This is a genomic window from Legionella bozemanae, assembly GCF_001648595.1.
Classification (GTDB): Bacteria; Pseudomonadota; Gammaproteobacteria; order Legionellales; family Legionellaceae; genus Legionella; species Legionella bozemanae.
Map to the genome: position 1 here is coordinate 1 of NZ_LBAW01000040.1, position 17,038 is coordinate 17,038.

A 17,038-nucleotide genomic window follows, 5' to 3' on the forward strand; every position below is an offset into this window, starting at 1 on the left:
TATAAAGATTCAGACACTTGATTGGGTACACGGTCTTTATGACCTTCCTACCGTTCGCGTTCTAGTGTAACAGTGGATAATCACAAAGGGACAATCCAGAAAGCAATTGATGTACTTTTAAGTTCTGTAAATCAAAATCTCAGGAATAAAATATAAAACGCAAAAATCTCTCATTTTTTTCTCTCTTTTCCCAATGTCTGGAACAAATTTAACACACAAGAAAAACAATAACTCACTTTGGGTTTAATAAACACAAATCGGAGCTATTAGATACTAAAATTATGATAAAAATTAATGGCTTATACAAAAAAATACTATGATTTTAAAAAACACATACAATAATTATTCAAGAAATAAATCGCGTTGAAGTAAAAAACAATTTTTTTTAAAAAAAAATGCATTCAACACTTGACTCAAAACGCTTCTCGGAGTCTAATAGCAACCCTCGGGGCCAGATAGCTCAGTCGGTAGAGCAGAGGACTGAAAATCCTCGTGTCGGCAGTTCGATTCTGCCTCTGGCCACCATGAGACCCGAGTATAATCAATAAGTTATAGATAACCTCCCTAATAAAGCAAAAATCACGGCTCTTTCCCATTTAAGGGGGCAGCTTCAATCACCCGCAGAGCACCTTAACACGCACTCTATAATTTTCAAAATTCCTAAAACCATAAGCTCTTCGCTGAATGAGTTTCATTTTGCGATGAAACCCTTCGGTTATTCCATTAGATTTACTAAACCGCCACATTCTGGCGACCTCATCTTTCCAAGCACTAAGAGTTTTTCCTAGCGAAGCTAACGCTTTAAACGCGCTCTGCTTCAATTCAACAAGCATATCCAAGAATGTAGGAATTACTTTACGGCAGGCACGTTGAGTTAAAGCTCTTTTCATTAACAGAGAATGAAGTTCTTGCTGAAATTGATAGATGGTTGTTCTCCCATCCTACGGATGTTCTAACTATAAAAATATAAACATTGCGGCTATCGTATTAAGCATTATCCTATGTATACTAAATAGAAAAGTATATATTCTCATTATTCTTGATATTCCCAACTATGCATATATATTCTAAGTTGAGTGTCATCAGAGTATGGGGCTGTGAAGCATTTCAAGGTTGCCTTGCATTTCTTATCTATTCTCAGGGATACCTGTTGACCTCTTAAACTCGCTGCCTGAGTTGAGTCTCTCACATAGTCTGATGAACCAACCACAGAGACATAACCAAGGCCACCTGTATATTTAAAATCAAAACTCACTAATGAATTAGGCTCAGCATCTTTAATAACAAAAGTAGTCAGTTGCTCATGATCTGTAGGCTTAATTATTGTTGTGTAAATATGACGAGGCAGGTGATAAACGAACCTATTTCCAAAAAAGTTACCTTTCTCTTTTTCTCTCTTATAAGCTATGTATGGAGCGCTAATTAGACCAATTAAAAGGTAAATCCCATAAGATCCAACAAAAGCTATTGCACCGACAATTAAGGTATTTAGTTCATCCATCATCTTATTTTCATCAAAAAAATAGCGATAAAACGAAAGAGTGATGGCAGGTGCACAAAGTGCCAAAATAAGGCTCCTTTTAAAAACAGGCCCGGTAGCCCATTCGAAAAACACAGATTTGGAAAACCTGCATATGCGGAATACTCGCATCCAAAACATTGTCTATCCCTATTTCGATATCGGAATTCTAGAGATGAAAGGTTACATATGTCAAAAGATTGCATAAAATAATCCTTCTCGCTGTGCTTTCTATGTCAAACTGGTTCAAATCAATAAGTTATAATCTCCATAAATTATTTATATCTTCTATTTCCAAATTATTGTTCCTATATCAAGCTTAAGGGATTTTGGAAAGCGTACGGATTTGACACCTGTCCATCATGTAGATTACTAATTGGAATTAATACAGTATTGGGGATTTGGTTTTTTTGGCACCTATAATTTTTTTTAACCTTATAAAATCCTGTTTGTAGTTTGATGAAAGTGAATCCATCAAAAAATGGTCAAAAAGGATGTTTTTTAGATATTTTTTCTTAACTTAATGGCAGTGGGTCAGGACCTGACCCCATTGCATTACTGAATAAAACTAATCTTATCAACCGCCCATTTTTTCTCTGATTTTAGCAATAATCAAAGACGCTAGTTCCGAAGTGTTTAAGCCGCCTATTGTAAAAGCCCCATCAGAATAGCTACTCAATTTAAAAGAAATCGTCCCATCTTCTTGAATTTCACCTAAACTTGTCATAACTAATGTTAATCCTTGTATGAAATATTTGGGAAAATAATTTGCATAATATTTTATAGAAGGCATATTAAGCAGATCGGCAAGCTGATTAGTCCAATTAACTTGTATCCACTCAGCAACCTTTTCCATATCATGGGCTGGATTTTTGAGATTAAATTCTTGACTCCATGTCGGTGAATCAGGGACACCAATAGAGAAATAACTTTTACTGCCTACAGAGGCACTCCAACGGCCATCGTAAGCATCAAGTTGGAGATAGTTATTAATATGGGTGAGAAAAACATCGTCTTTAGATAAATAGTCAAAAGAACCTTGTACCGTTAAATTTACCCCTGTCCATTCAGAAATCGGTGAAGTAAAATCCAAAAATAAATCAAGTCCGTAGAAAACCTTTTGTAGCAATAGATCATATTCTGTCTTATCTTTCAAATTGCGATATTCTTCGCTCATAGTCCGTATTGCCTTTATGACGAGATCCACCAAAGAGTTTTTACCAAATCCATTGCCAAAAATTTTCCAGTTTCCAGCCTTTACGTCATTTTGCTGATCTTGCCATTCAAAGGCTAGGCTTTGTTTATCCAGCTCAAATTTGATTTTCATTTCTGGATGAGCATTCTGCACCAGATCCATAGATGTGAATAAATATAAATGGATATCTCCCTCTGCACTTAACATTAAGGTTTTGAAAAGATAATGACCGAAACTGGCTGCAGTTTTAGAGTTTTTCTGTTCAAACACTTTATTAAGAGGCTTGGCATTTAAATCCAAGGTCATTTCTCTTCGATTAACATTAACGATGTTGGAGAATTTTAAATCAAAGGAACCTAATGAACGTGTCCATTCACTACCATTTTGAGTAATCACTTTGAACTTTACTTCGGGTCCTAGCACTAAAATTTGAGCAATATCAGAAAATGATGGCCATTGTTTCGTCACTATAGGATCAAGGACTTGTCCATTATTGAGAGTCATTTCTGCTTGTAGGCTTTCAGCTTCTATTCTTACTTTCTGAATTAAATTTTGCTGGGGGAAAATATTTGCTATATCAAATTCAAGAGTAGCAGCTGAAAGAGTAGTGGTAATTAATTGAAAGCCAAGAAACAAAAGAGAGGAAATATAACGCATGATCGTACCTCAAAAAAATTATGTAGATTTTTATATTGGGTTTTTAGCTTGGCGATTTTACCAGTCGTATAAATAAAAATCGACTATAGGAAATTCAAAAGTCATAGGGGACAAAGTCATAAGGGTCGGGACCAAAAAATTTCTATTAATAAACAATAGGATATCTCACAAAACCCTTTTATTTTACTACTTAAATGGCTATTTTTGAGTCTTAAAACAGCTTTAAAAAACATAACGATTTCGAGCTACTGTGATTATATTTTTTGCAACCTTTTTGATTTTGCAAAAGAAAGATCAAATCCCCAAGCTAATCTTTTAGTAAATTTGCTTGGTTTTATCATAAATTTGGAAGAGATGGGTTTAACTGAAGTTAGTAAAAGAACAGATTTTGGGCTAGAAGTGGCAAAGCATTTTATTAACATCACAAAGAGCCAAAATTTCTCTGTGTGGATTTTGCGTATTTGGGGAAGACCTTGTTATACATCGTAGGACATTTGTAGTGGTTTCCTGAGATATAAATTATAATGAAATCAATAAGTTATTCTTAAACTGAGTGACTGAAAATCCTCGTGTCGGCAGTTCGATTCTGCCTCTGGCCACCATGTAAATCAAGGAGTTACGTGGTGGTTACCCGGTGCATTCTAGCTCCAAGTGCGACAGTCATTTTTAGGCTCTTTCCCATTTCCGGGGGCACTAATCAAGAACACAAAATTTCTAAAACCATTTTTTGATTATAAAATCAAGGAGTTAGTCTAGATACATTTGATTAAAGCGCACTTTTTTGTGTAAAGCCAGTCTTGCCTAAAAAGCGAACATGAAATCTGGTATTGTTCTTTTACCCCCCTCTTCTTTATTTACAGTTGCCCATGCACGCATTCGGCTTCTTTCGTTCGGAAATAATAAAAAACTAAATCCACGTAGGAAAAATTGTATTCCCCAAATTGACTGCTATATTTAATAAATCTCATTTAATTCGCTTTCTTAGGGAGAACATCATGGATGATTCAAGCAAAAAACCATCACTTCATAATGCAAAAACACATATTGAAGAGGCTGCAAGTGAAATTTTAGAAGCAGGAAAAAAACGTGCTAATGAGATTTATGAAGAAAGCATTAAAAAAGTCACTCAAGCAGAAGTCAATATTGAAGAGTGTGCTAATAAGTTCATCTGGAAAATTAAAGAAAATCCTCTTACGTCAGTTCTCATTGCTGGAGGAATTGGATATCTACTTGCCAAAATTATGAAGAAGTAACAAAACCTGGCGAACGAAATGATGTAATTCGAAATGCAAATATCGCGGATAACGAGCTTGTAATTACAATACTCCTGATTGTAAGCAATCAAGCTCCTTGTTGTAGGAAATTTTTGTATTAAGACATCAATGTTCGAATAGTAACGCAACAATGACGTGCGTTACTATGAAAACCTATCTCCACTTGCAGCTTAATCTTCGGGAATCCCAATTCTTTAGAGTATGGAGTTTGTCATATGTATCTTTTTAAAAGTGACAATTAAATTTGAATCTTTCATTTTGGTAACCATAGAATTTGGATCATAACCATCGGGTAATTGAAATGATTGACTGTAATTGCTTTGAGAATAACTTACACTTTTGTTGTTATCTTGTTCCCGTGTGATTTTCTGCGTTACGTTTGTGCTCACAACTAATTGTCTATTTTTAACCGAAACGTCAACTTTACTATCAGAACCTTTTGGTAATTTTATTTTATAAACAATCTCATTTTTATTCTCTTCAATTTGAATATTACTTGCATTACCAAAAAGATTTTGAGTAGGTTGGTTTACAAGGTTATTTTGCATTTGTAAAAATTGATTTTTGATAAACTGGTCCATAGCTTGTTGCATTTTGTACATTTGCTGAAGAGCATCATTATGCGATTGAAAAAAAGGATCGTTATCAAATGGATCTAAAATTAATTGGTCGTTACTATTTTGTATTTGATTATTTGGCTTCGCCTCAAGAGCGATGACCCCTGTTGATATTGCAGTGATGAAAGCAACTGTAATTAAAATAGGAAGTAGTTTTTTTTGCATTGAAATCTCCTTACAAGATTTATTTATAAAAAATTCTAGTCACTATTTTACATAGATATACTGGACTAACCTCATTACTCTTACTTTTTTAATGTTAGAAACAATGTATTAAATGTCGGGATAACTATACTTTTTTCAAGTCCATATTCTAAAAATTATTGAATTAGCTATAACTCAATCAATTAGAAAATAATGACTTTTCATACACGACCAGCTGGTTCAGACCTTATCCTGGAAAAATAGAAAAGCAAAGTTTTGCTAACTGGCTAAAATAGTTCAAATGAGTTAACAATTATAAGATTTATTTGTATTCTTTCTCCTGGATTAATGCTTGCTCTGCCTCTGCTTGTAGTCCTCAAAGTGTGCTTTTGGAAATCCCAATGGATGTTTGCCCGTAGTATTTATTATTCGCCATGTTATTTAAAAATTATATATGGGGTGATACTCATAGTGTAAGTAAAGATACAAGCCAAGCCTGTGCATGCTCCATCGGTAAATTAAGCTAAATAACAGGAAAGTAATATACTGTGGGGAATATCTATAAAAAATATTTTTTATATTAATTCCGATTCATAGAGGCGAATGATAACTTACAGCGTCATGCACTCCTTATGTTCTTTTTCCGCCAACAAAGTAAAGGTGGCTTCAGCGAAGTGCTTTGTTGCTTCATAATGTACTGTTTTGCTGCTTAGGTTTGTCTGGCGTAATTGATTTATAAGCGTTTCATTATGACGAAAACTGTCTATCCATTTTTTGACTCTTTTTAGACTCCATATATGCTTGTAAATTTTCTTATCCTTTATCTCTTTTATAACAATAAACCTAGGCAACTTAAAGGGGAGTAATTCTTCATTGATAAGAAGTATTGCTATTAGCCAACGTAATGAAAGGAATGACGGGTGAAAGTCGCCACTGCGGTGGCTGATATTTTTTAAGACAGCCCCTGCTTTATCTTTAAATTTTATATTTCCTGCGGTCAGGCAGCATGCAGTCTCTAGAGGATCACCGGTCATTTGGAAATGTTTCGGCGCTTTATTATGAGGGCGAGTTTCAAAAGCAAACCACAACTTACCTGCTGTATCTACTAAAAAGCGAAAAATGGTTTCTTCTTCTCGGGCCAGTAGTTGTTTGAAAGTAGATAAAGAGTTTACCGAAAAAGAATCAGCTTCACAATTAACAGGGGTTTTTCCTGCATAAAAAATATCCGCTGGATCTGGCGGACATGAGAAAAATTCTTTATCTAATTGGGTTGAAAATCTAATCATATTTTTCATTAGGATAATTGGCGCACTAATAACATGAATCATAACACAAATAGGCCCTATCAAGTTAATAAAATCCAGGGTAAAAAATACCAAGTATCTCGAATTTCAGGTACAAAGAAGCCTAGGTGCGAAACCGCCTTATAGGCCAATAACTTCGAACTGACGTTTTAGATATAAAAGGATTGCAAATTTAATTTAACTCGATAACATAAATCTATAAAAGAATAACAAAGGAATGTCATGAAACTTGCATTATTTACTACTGCTTTATTAGCCGCTGGAGCTGCTGCCTCGGCCACAGTTAATGGCTGGTATGCCAGCGGTTTTGGTGGCTACACTTATTCACCTTCTAATGTAGAAAGGCTTTATTATGATTTCTTCTTCCTCTCCGATGTGCATTATCGTTGGGGCTATAATGTTGGTGGAGGCCTTGGGTACCAAAGTGCCCCTATTCGTTATGAATTTCAATATACTTACTTATATGTTGATACAAATCAGTATAGTGTAAATCATAGACCAGCATTGGATATCGATGGTGGTACTAAAGCAAATATCCTTATGGCCAATCTTTATTATGATTTTCCTGAAAAGTTGGCTAAAATTTCTCCCTTTCTAGGGGTAGGTATTGGCTATGCCTTTATGCACGCTACTTTAAACAGTACAAGCCGCTTCAAACGTCCTCATTTTAATGTAGATCAAAATTCCTTTGCTTATCAAGGAACTGCAGGGTTGACTTATAATTTTCGAGAAAATTTTGCAATCAATGCAGCATATCGCTATTTAGCAACAACCGATAAAAGTAATTGGGGTAAAAACCTTCAAGCACACATGGGGAATGTTGGAGTAATATATCGTTTTGATGTAGGCAGTTATAAATAGTAGCTCTTGGCGTCTTTGTGTTGAAATCTCAAATTTGGTACACCTATGGTACCCAACAATTATTGGTATGATTATGTCCTTTCAGAAACAGATAAGAGTTCCGTTGCAAAAACTATGCAGTTGAGATCTACCCTGAAGATGGATTTTTGATCTAAGTTCGCAACGGAGTCTGAAAATTCACTTATTATCATAAATATTAAAAAATTTTGATAGCTTCCGGAGATTTACGTACAGGATCATTAGCCTTAGTGGCTACTCCTTTTGGATAGCTTTTAAATTAATAAATTCTTTATGCCAAATTAAAATTAACCTCACCTCTTAATAATTCCATAAGAAAAAAATTTGTATAATTATGCACCAATTTGGATTGCAATGGATTCTTTATGCGTTTTAGCACAACAGGTAAGAGGTAAATAAACAAATGTTTACACGTCATGAAGCGATACTTAAAAATAAAAAAGTACACGGTGAAAGCCAGGTTTATAGTTTAGAAATAAAGGATATTTCTCCAAAGGATTGTGGAAATGGACAATATGTGGTTATTCATGGGGACAAAAAACCGATTTATTTAGCTATTGCCTCAAGTAAAAATGAATCCTACCTAAAAATAAGCCAAGTTTTAAAGAGTGGAGCTAAAAATATCCTTTCTGAAAGCCAGGTTGACTCGCATCTTGAAGTCGATGCTCCCTGTGGAAATGAATTCAAACCAGCAGGAGAAAAGGTGTTGTTGATTTGTGCTGGATCTGCAGAATCTGTCATGAGAAACATGTATAATAATTTAACATCAGAAGGTAAAGAGGTTTCCGTTATTTATTCAGCAAAACGTCTTGAAGATCTTCCATTTCCCAAGTTAATTGTGAGACTGAATAACAACAAACAACATTATATAACACTTACAGAAGAAAAAGGAACTCAATTTAAATCGGATCGTATCACAGAGCATTTAAAAACAAAAGATCTTGATCCTGAAACATCTGTTTTCGTTTGTGGTCCAGTTGGTTTTGAAAATGATGCAGTAAATATGTTACTCGACAAATCACACCCCGCGCAAAATATTCACATTAGTCATTGGGGCAAAATTCTCCCTGTAGATTCAAACAGTCTTGTTCATCGAGGTTTTAAAATTAAAGAAAATCCTCCGACAGAAAAAGCGAATGCCAATGAGTTACCGCAAATAAAAATAGCCTAGCACTCATTATGGGAGTCATTCATGATTCCCATTAGATGTAGATTGAATTTCTTTAACATCTTCTGTAAAGATTGAAGTCTCAGGATAAATATCATTTTTATCCTGAGACTTCAAAAATCTTCATCTAGACACAATGTAGAAGCTTTAGTTAATATGTGTCTTTTCCAATTACGGATCAATTCAATAGAATATGGATTTTTCATCGATGCAGAAGGTCAAGCTATTTTATTCCCCATGGCAGCTTCAATTTTTTCTTTTAGTATTAATAGACATTGCAATTGTCTACACCACCAAAAACTCTATTCTATGGTTCAGTGCCCCAATTTACTTATGGGGTCTCGGGATGAGCCTGCTTTTGCATTATTATTTAGGGTTACTCTACTCCGCTGCCTCTGAAAAAATAAAATACATCCTTGCATTTTTATATGCAATTTTATTTGCTTTTATGATTTATGTTAATTATTTTTTAATCAAATTCACAGGTCTTTATTTTGACAAAGACGCTTTGCAATTTATTAAAAAAGATCCTGCATATCTATCAGATTATCTGCATACTTTTGTCCTAGGCAGATACGGTGTTCTTCTTTTTGTCTTATTCGTTGTACTGTTCATTATTTGGCATCCTAAAAAAAATAGTTCAAGAGGCACTATTTCTTTAAAAAAAACAATCACCCTTCCTTTACTCTATTTTATCTCTCTTAACATAATTACCGGATTCAACAAAGAGTATAAGCTTCCGATAGATACCAGTACTTTTGTAACCTTGGGTGATATTTACGCTGTTTCAAATAAACCTGTTTTTCATTCATCACATCGTACAAAAATATCGAAAGGACTTCCCCATAAAGCTATTTCTCCGAATGTTTTATTAATTATCAATGAATCATGGGGAAAAACAAAAGGATTACCATTTTATGGCCACTCTACAAATGCAATGCCCAATTTAACCAATTGGATAAAAGATGAGAAGAATTCATTTTTTATATTTAAAAATGCTCATACTAATTCAACGCAAACTGATATTAGTATCACTTCAATGCTCACAGGGGTTTCTCCCGAAGAAAGCGTTTTTAAATTACATAATATGCCTTTAGCGTGGCAATGGGCAAAAAGTGCTGGCTATCAAACATTTTTTTTATCATCTCAACGTCTTTCTTGGTGTCATTTAGATCAATTCTTTTTTACTAAGGAGTTAGATAATCACGTCACTTTAGAAAACCTCAATGCACCTGTGATCAATGATATGGGATGTGATGATTTGATTGCAGTGGAACAATTGCCAGAGCTCTTAAACTCACGTGATCCGTCCAAACCATTCTTTGGGGTATTCTTGTCAAATGCACTTCATGCCCCCTTTCAGCAGAATAGCAATTTATTAACAACCACTCCCTCGTTCAAATCAAAATACAATAATGCCCAATTTATATTGGATACAGCTATCACAAATATCATACAAAATTTAAAAAAGAGAGATCATCTAAAAAATACCATCGTAGTTATTACCGCAGATCATGGTGAAGTTGAACATCCTATGCACTTAAAAGCCGCAAGATTATATTCATTTTACAATGAATACTTTTCTATCCCTTTTCTAATTTATATGCCTCAAAATTGGGCAAAACAACATCCTCAATTAATCAATAACTTAATAAGTAACTTGGATACCAATGTAAGTAATCTAGATGTTATTCCATCACTTATAGATTTATTTAACCCGAAACTGAAGCAAAATAATAAAAAAATAATCTCCCAAATGAAAGGAAAATCCTTATTTCAAGTAATTCCAAAAAATCGATTTATTATTGGTGTTAATTCAGGTGATCGTAACAGTTGGCATGTTGATGGTTTTGGGATTGCTTATCAATCAAAACGTTTTGTCTATTCAACACTCACAGGCGCCCAATATTTTGATATATCCACAGATCCCAATGAACTTCAAGATATATGGAGAAATACAGACGAACAAGAAAAGGAAAAAATTTTATCCCTAGTTCAAAGTACTTATCATCTTGAACGTATTTACCGTCCTACCTATTTATCACGATATCATTTATGGTTGCGTTTGAAAGATTGGTGGAGCAAATCGAGTACAGCATGAGCCTTAGAAAGGCTATCGTTAACAGCAAATTTATATGCCAGTATTTTTACAAACCATACTCACCATAATGGTATGTTGAATGTCTCAATCTTTATCAGCAAAAATATCTAAAAGAAGTTCATTGAAATTTAAAATTTTTTCTTCATATTTTTCATTCATAAGAATACTGCAAATTCTACTTGCCCACTCAATTTAACCATTACAGGCAATGCCTTATCTGGTAGCGAAATAAAAGGTGCATTTTGAGATGAACAGTAGATTTTACCCAAAAGTGAACAAGTTACTTCTTGCTACTCGAAAGATTTTTGACATAATCTCCTAGAGCATACCTATTTGAAAAATCTTTGACATAAGTTCCCAGAATATACCTATCATAAGTCTTTTTGAACTGGCCATTTTTTTGAAACTCAAGTAAAGCATCATTAATCTGTTGTAATAGTTCACTCTCCCTCTTATTTACGGCAATACCCAATCCATATCCAATACCAAACGGCTTTCCAAAAGTAGTAAAGACAGGAATTTGAGTGGCCCAATACTGGGCTGACAATGCATCCTGTAAAATAAAATCAACCTCCTCATCGCTCAAAGCCTGAATAAGCCTGGGGGTAGAGTTATAATTTACAATTTGAACATCAGAAAAACCTGAGTCTTTAATTATTTTTTCAAACATAGTGCCAACTTGAATCCCTATTTTTTTTCCATTAAACGCGTCTTTAGAAAAAGGAACGGCAGCCCATTTTTTTAATGCCAGATATCGGGCATCACTTGGAAGGTAGGGCAATGAAAAATTGACATGCTCGCTTCGTTCTGCAGTAATTGTAATGGATGCAACACCTAAGTCTGCCTCATTTTTTTCTATACTGGAAAGAATAGTGTTTTCCAAAAAACCGGAGCGATATTGACACTCACGTTGTATAGTTCGACAAATATCCTCCATCATTTCTATATCAAAACCAAATAATTGTTTATTTGCTCCTTGCATAATAAAAGGAGGGTTAAAAATTTCTGTAGCCACTATAAGTGGACGTAATGAATCCGCATAAGAGCAAGAGATAAAGAAAGAAAAAATAAATAAAAATTGAGTCCATCGCTTCTTTATAGCTAAAAGTCCTAAGAAATAGGAAGTTATGGCTTGTATCATCACAGACATTTCCCTTGTTTTTGTGAACTCCTAATTTTTTAAAAATGTAGCGCATTTTCCAGAATGGTTCAATGCTGGAATTTTAGACGGAGAAAAAACCTAATGAATTGGTCATGGAAAACAAATTGTGTGCAAATAAAGTAAACGTAGTGGCCTGCTTGCAGTCAGGATTAATCATGGTTAATAATCCTGGTCGCAACCTATAGCGATATTGATTGTTTTATTACTTAACTAGCTCTACAGCTCTACCGCTTCATAAAAGGTAAACTACAATATTTGGATATATTGAGATTCTCAACTTGACTTGATGCTTGCTGCGTCATATTGATTTTCCACATTGCCCACAAAACTTAGAAACTGATCTAGGACATTGAAGACACGCTAAAAGAAGTTTTAGACGATTGACTTCACTTATTAAATTCAGTGTTTCATTTAAGGCACTAATTTGGTTTTGTGTTAGCATGATTAGTTTAACAGTGCCTAAAAGTAGTGCGAATCAAAACGATTTAAGAGTAGTTAAGTCAATCGACTTAAAAATGCTTTTCTCTGTTATATGCCATACTATATCTATATTAATTGATAAGTTGATCAGAATATGGAAATTCATACTCAGCAAAGGCCATTACCTATTTATCTTGTTCATCAAGACCCTAATATAATTGGGTTAATTACAAACGAATTAAAAACATCAGGACATATCACATCCTCTACGGATAATGTGGAGGATGCGCTCATGCAAGTGAATAAATTCAAACCCGACTATGTATTAATCGATCAACAGATACCAACTGAAAAGATCAAAGAGCTTTGCAAATCAAATAAATATAAAGTCATCATTCTTTCTTTGGATCCTAGCAATAAAAACATTAACCCATATAAATTAGGTGCACATGGTTGTATTTATCAAATTAACCACATTGAATTATTTACTGATCAACTTAACCGTATTATTGAAGACAAGATTGATATTGAATTTTGGGGGATGACCGGCGCATTTCCAGCACCAGGAAAAGATTTTGTCAAATATGGTGGACACACTTCATGCGTCACATTAAATTTTGTAAATGAGCGCATGATCATATTAGACGCAGGCTCTGGGATCATCCCATTAGGTAATGAGTTAATCATTAAAAACCAAAACCCCATAGAGGCGGATATTTTTATCTCACATGAGCATTGGGATCATATACATGGATTAACATTTTTTAAGCCATTATATCATCCCGGAAATCTATTCAATTTTTATGGGCCACCACAAGGAGTAAAAAGCGTTCATGAGTTACTATCAGGACTTATGGATGGCATCTATTTTCCAGTAAAAATTGATAACTTACCTTCTACCATTTCATATCATGATTTAATGGCAGATCAAAATTTTAAAATTGATAATATTAAAATAGCAACAATCGCGCTTCAGCATCCATGTGCAACATATGGTTATAAAATTCAATATAATAATAAAATCATAAGCTATATCACTGATAACGAACTATATGATAAATCATATCACTTATATAATGCTGATTTTGTACATAATCTTATTCAATTTACGATGGATTCAGATATTTTAATTGTAGATTGTGCATTTACCGATGAAGAATACGATTCAGGGCGGGTATGTTGGGGACATTCGTGTCCCAGGCAAATAAGTGAGTTTGCATACTTGACCAATGCAAAACAACTTATCTTACATCATCATGACCATGATGAAACAGATGATATTGTTGATGCCAAATTGATTGTGACACAAAAGATATTAAAGGAATTCGGTTCAAAAATGAAATGTATTGCGCCTGTGTACCGACAAATAGTTCGTATTTAGTAGCAAACAGATTGAGTTATTTTTGACCTCAAAAACAATCACTCAATTTTCCCCCTCACCTTTTTAATTTATTTAATTTGTAGACTTCAACGCCCCGCGGACAACTCCACGAACAAATCCAGGGGCGGGACAGAATGAGCTAAATTTAGCTTTAAAAGGAGAGGATCCCTCAGGCAGAATACCCTAGCCTACTTTTTAAACAACACTTTGGCATTATCCGTTAAAATTTTTCTGACGAGATCTTCAGAAAGATTCGCTTGCTTAATATAATCTACAGCCCTAACGTATTTATCATGATTCGCATAAGGGTAATCTGTACCTAACAGCAAATGATCCGAGGGATAAACATCAACGGCATTATGCAAGGCCGGGATATGGCCATGAGCTACTGTGTCAACCCAAAATTTTTTTATAAAATCACTGGGCTTACCTTGAATCTCGCCTTCCCCCCAATCTGTATATAAATTATCAATACGTTGCATGATCATAGGCAAATATCCGCCGAGGTGGGTACTAATAAATCGGATATCTGGAAAACGTGAAGTGACACCAGATAAAATCAAATGCAGCACGCCGTAAGTGTCCTCAAATGGAGCACCAATCATCCAGGTAAGTCCAAAGACCTTGGTCTGCTCTCCGGTGCAACAACCGGCAGGATGCAAAAAGACAATAGCTTTCCTGCGATTTAGCTCAGCAAAAATGGCCTCAAAACGGTTTGCTTCGACAATAGAATGCTGCAAGACAGTGGTCGTCAGGGTAACGCCCCACATCCCCAATTCATCAAAGCAGCGTTTAATTTCATCTAATGATTCTTGGATATGCGGCAGAGGAAAAATCCCAAATGCCTGAAAACGTTTGGGGTATTTGGTAATAAGCTGCGCGTAAAGATTATTGGCCATTTTTGCACTGCTCACAGCATCCTCTTTATTTGCAAAATAAGGAACTTGAGGCACGATTGAAAGCACTTGTAAATCCACACCAGCGCTTTCCATTACAGCAAAGCGTGCTGCTAATTCTTGCTCATCACTTCCAGCTTTCATATAACGAGCCACATTAACCAAATCCCCTCCTTTTTTCTCAATATCATCAAGATATTCTTTTGGAAAGCAATGTGCATGAACGTCAATAATCATAATAAATTGCCTCTAATGATAATGAATTAACTTTAAGTATAGCTGGGTTAAACAGAGGAGCAATGAACATACAAACTCTTGTTACCAGCAAACACTATCTGCGTGATTTCTTAATCAGTTAAGGCAAGACCCCTAACCTACGCATAGCACCTAGAAACAGAATTCATTGATTTAACGAACGCTTGGCAAGTACCCTCTTATCCATTACCTTCCGCCATAATGGAGGGCAAAGAGACAGAATTATCATTCCCAAATAACCTGAAGGAAGCTGTGGACTTGCATCAATATGTCTTAATAATTGATAAGGACGTGCTCCATGAACATGATGATCGGAATGTCTTTGCAGTTGAAAAAGAAGCATATTACTAAGCCAATGACTCGCATTCCATGAATGTTGCTCTGAAACTTTCTCATAGAATCCATTGGCGAGTTTCTTACGTTCCAAACCATAATGTTCAATATAGTTAATGACTTCCAACAAAATAATGGCAGTCAAAGATTGAAGAATAAAGAAGAAAAGAGTGATCCATCCACCATAATAAAAAAGAGCCATTGCCATAACAATAGGCATGCTAATTATCCACCAGAATTGATTTTTCAAATGAAACCATGAATATCCTAGGCGATTTAAACGTCTACGTTCCAGGTTCACTGCAGAACGAAAAGAACCAATAATTGTTCTAGGTAAAAACTGGTATAAACCTTCTCCTAGCCGAGATGTTGCAGGATCTTTGAAGGTAGCCACATGCACATGGTGTCCACGGACATGTTCAATAAAAAAATGCCCATAACATACACTGACTAATAATAGTTTACTTAGGGTTTGAGCAATCATGGAGTTTTTATGCATGAGCTCATGAGCAAGAGTAATTCCAATCCCGCCCGTCAGAAGTCCAATTGATAAACTAAACCCAGTAAACTCTATTACTGTTAAAGGGAAATGTACGAGCAGATAAGCTGCAAGAATCAAAAAACAATATTGCAGCGGCACATACATCCAAGTAAGAAGTTTGAAATATCGGTCTTTTGACAATATATATTCTTGAGTACTCTCTGGATTGACTGGATCAACAAACCAAGTGTCAATGAGCGGAACCAATGTAAATAATATAAAAAAAGGGAGAAAAGTATAAAAATCACCAAAATAAAAACCAATAAAAGGCAGTATCACCAACAAATAAGCCAACATAAAACACAGTTTTTTACTCCGTTTCATTATGGATATCCTTCCATTTGTCTGAGAATAATCTTCAGGGAGTTGAAGTTCTATGAATGCTCATAATATGATATGATTATGCTTTTGTTTTATGCTCGCTCAATTGTTCTATAATGGCTTTGTTAAACTCCGGGATATCATCAGGTTTTCTGCTGGTAATTAAATTCCCATCCTTAACTACAGCCTGATCGACCCATATTCCTCCTGCATTAATTAAATCAGTTTTCACCGAAGGCCAAGAAGTCAGCCGTTTATATTTAACAGCCATAGCATTAATAAGAAGCCAGGGGCCATGGCAAATAGCGGCTATAGTTTTTTGTTGTTCATTGAATTTTTTTGTAAACTCCACAGCTTCAGGTAAAGTTCGTAATGTATCTGGGTTCATCACGCCACCAGGTAAGAGTAATGCATCAAACTCATTTGGATTTGCATTTTCCAGGAGTACATCAACATCAAAAGAATCCCCTTTATCTGCATGATTCCATCCCTGAACCGTTGATTTATTTGAAATAAGAAAAGTTTGAGCTCCTTGATCTTGCAACGCTTTTCTAGGCTTTACCATTTCTACTTGTTCAAAACCATCCGTCAGCAAAATAGCTATTTTAAGTCCATTAAGTGAATTCATAGTGATTCATCCTGAAATAGAGTAGTTTGATAAAGGATAGACTGTTGTATGATTTTTACAATTAAAGGAAAACATTAAAATTTTGAAAAGCAGCTCCATTTTATATATTTAATTTTACATCCAAATACAAACAGGCTGGGTCTTTTTGACCTGAGATATCGTCACTTTTTCATTAAATTTCCCTACGTACCGCGCTTTATGCCTGTACGATCCCCACAAAATTCAAAGAAAGACTGTAGTGGG

At 34.9% G+C, this 17,038-nt stretch carries 13 protein-coding genes, 2 tRNA genes and 1 pseudogene; 7 read left to right on the top strand and 9 right to left on the bottom strand.

Annotated features, from left to right (window positions below; translation table 11 throughout):
• The first annotated feature begins 449 nt into the window (after nt 1–449).
• Nucleotides 450–525 (top strand) — tRNA-Phe (locus tag A8O27_RS17380).
• Between the two features lie 89 nt (nt 526–614).
• Here the strand turns inward: A8O27_RS17380 and A8O27_RS17385 are convergent.
• From A8O27_RS17385 to A8O27_RS17395, 3 genes and pseudogenes are all read right to left on the bottom strand, one after another.
• Nucleotides 615–926, bottom strand: a pseudogene (locus A8O27_RS17385) (transposase); the annotation flags it as partial.
• 107 nt (nt 927–1,033) lie between these two features.
• A complete protein-coding gene (locus A8O27_RS17390; protein ID WP_131744495.1) occupies nt 1,034–1,567 on the bottom strand; it encodes a hypothetical protein in 534 nt (177 codons plus the stop codon).
• Nucleotides 1,568–2,096: 529 nt separating this feature from the next.
• Nucleotides 2,097–3,371, bottom strand: coding sequence for a hypothetical protein (locus A8O27_RS17395; protein ID WP_058460001.1), 1,275 nt, complete (start codon nt 3,369–3,371; stop codon nt 2,097–2,099).
• Between the two features lie 533 nt (nt 3,372–3,904).
• On the opposite strand from A8O27_RS17395, the gene A8O27_RS18860 reads away from it, so the two are divergent.
• Nucleotides 3,905–3,973 (top strand) — tRNA-Phe (locus A8O27_RS18860).
• 393 nt (nt 3,974–4,366) lie between these two features.
• Nucleotides 4,367–4,624, top strand: a complete 258-nt coding sequence (locus A8O27_RS17405) for a hypothetical protein (protein WP_058460003.1) — start codon at nt 4,367–4,369, stop codon at nt 4,622–4,624.
• A gap of 215 nt (nt 4,625–4,839) precedes the next feature.
• Here the strand turns inward: A8O27_RS17405 and A8O27_RS17410 are convergent, their stop codons facing one another.
• Together A8O27_RS17410 and A8O27_RS17415 are read right to left on the bottom strand one after the other, a co-directional pair.
• On the bottom strand, nt 4,840–5,427 hold the full coding sequence (locus A8O27_RS17410; protein WP_058460004.1) for an Hsp20/alpha crystallin family protein: 588 nt from the start codon (nt 5,425–5,427) through the stop codon (nt 4,840–4,842).
• Nucleotides 5,428–6,017: 590 nt separating this feature from the next.
• Nucleotides 6,018–6,692, bottom strand: coding sequence for a hypothetical protein (locus A8O27_RS17415; protein ID WP_058460013.1), 675 nt, complete (start codon nt 6,690–6,692; stop codon nt 6,018–6,020).
• A gap of 240 nt (nt 6,693–6,932) precedes the next feature.
• Here A8O27_RS17415 and A8O27_RS17420 point away from each other — a divergent pair, with 240 nt between their 5' ends.
• The 3 genes from A8O27_RS17420 (at nt 6,933) to A8O27_RS17430 (ending at nt 10,858) form a co-directional block, all read left to right on the top strand.
• Nucleotides 6,933–7,571, top strand: a complete 639-nt coding sequence (locus tag A8O27_RS17420; protein WP_058460005.1) for an outer membrane protein — start codon at nt 6,933–6,935, stop codon at nt 7,569–7,571.
• Nucleotides 7,572–7,992: 421 nt separating this feature from the next.
• Nucleotides 7,993–8,760, top strand: a complete 768-nt coding sequence (locus A8O27_RS17425) for an FAD-dependent oxidoreductase (RefSeq protein ID WP_058460006.1) — start codon at nt 7,993–7,995, stop codon at nt 8,758–8,760.
• Nucleotides 8,761–9,103: 343 nt separating this feature from the next.
• Nucleotides 9,104–10,858, top strand: coding sequence for an LTA synthase family protein (locus A8O27_RS17430; protein ID WP_160116283.1), 1,755 nt, complete (start codon nt 9,104–9,106; stop codon nt 10,856–10,858).
• 280 nt (nt 10,859–11,138) lie between these two features.
• Here A8O27_RS17430 and A8O27_RS17435 read toward each other — a convergent pair whose 3' ends face one another.
• Nucleotides 11,139–11,999: a transporter substrate-binding domain-containing protein gene (locus A8O27_RS17435; protein WP_064115144.1), complete on the bottom strand. Its 861-nt coding sequence runs from the start codon at nt 11,997–11,999 to the stop codon at nt 11,139–11,141.
• Nucleotides 12,000–12,594: 595 nt separating this feature from the next.
• Between A8O27_RS17435 and A8O27_RS17440 the strand changes: the two genes are divergently transcribed.
• Nucleotides 12,595–13,821 carry an MBL fold metallo-hydrolase gene (locus A8O27_RS17440; protein ID WP_058460009.1) on the top strand — a complete coding sequence of 409 codons (1,227 nt, stop codon included), beginning with the start codon at nt 12,595–12,597 and terminating at the stop codon, nt 13,819–13,821.
• Nucleotides 13,822–14,009: 188 nt separating this feature from the next.
• Here the strand turns inward: A8O27_RS17440 and A8O27_RS17445 are convergent, their stop codons facing one another.
• The 3 genes from A8O27_RS17445 to A8O27_RS17455 form a co-directional block, all read right to left on the bottom strand.
• Nucleotides 14,010–14,954, bottom strand: coding sequence for an amidohydrolase family protein (locus A8O27_RS17445; protein WP_058460010.1), 945 nt, complete (start codon nt 14,952–14,954; stop codon nt 14,010–14,012).
• Nucleotides 14,955–15,117: 163 nt separating this feature from the next.
• The gene (locus A8O27_RS17450; protein WP_058460011.1) at nt 15,118–16,170 is read right to left on the bottom strand and encodes an alkane 1-monooxygenase; all 1,053 of its coding nucleotides are present in this window, start codon (nt 16,168–16,170) and stop codon (nt 15,118–15,120) included.
• 76 nt (nt 16,171–16,246) lie between these two features.
• Nucleotides 16,247–16,795 carry a type 1 glutamine amidotransferase domain-containing protein gene (locus A8O27_RS17455; RefSeq protein WP_058460012.1) on the bottom strand — a complete coding sequence of 183 codons (549 nt, stop codon included), beginning with the start codon at nt 16,793–16,795 and terminating at the stop codon, nt 16,247–16,249.
• Nucleotides 16,796–17,038: the final 243 nt, after the last annotated feature.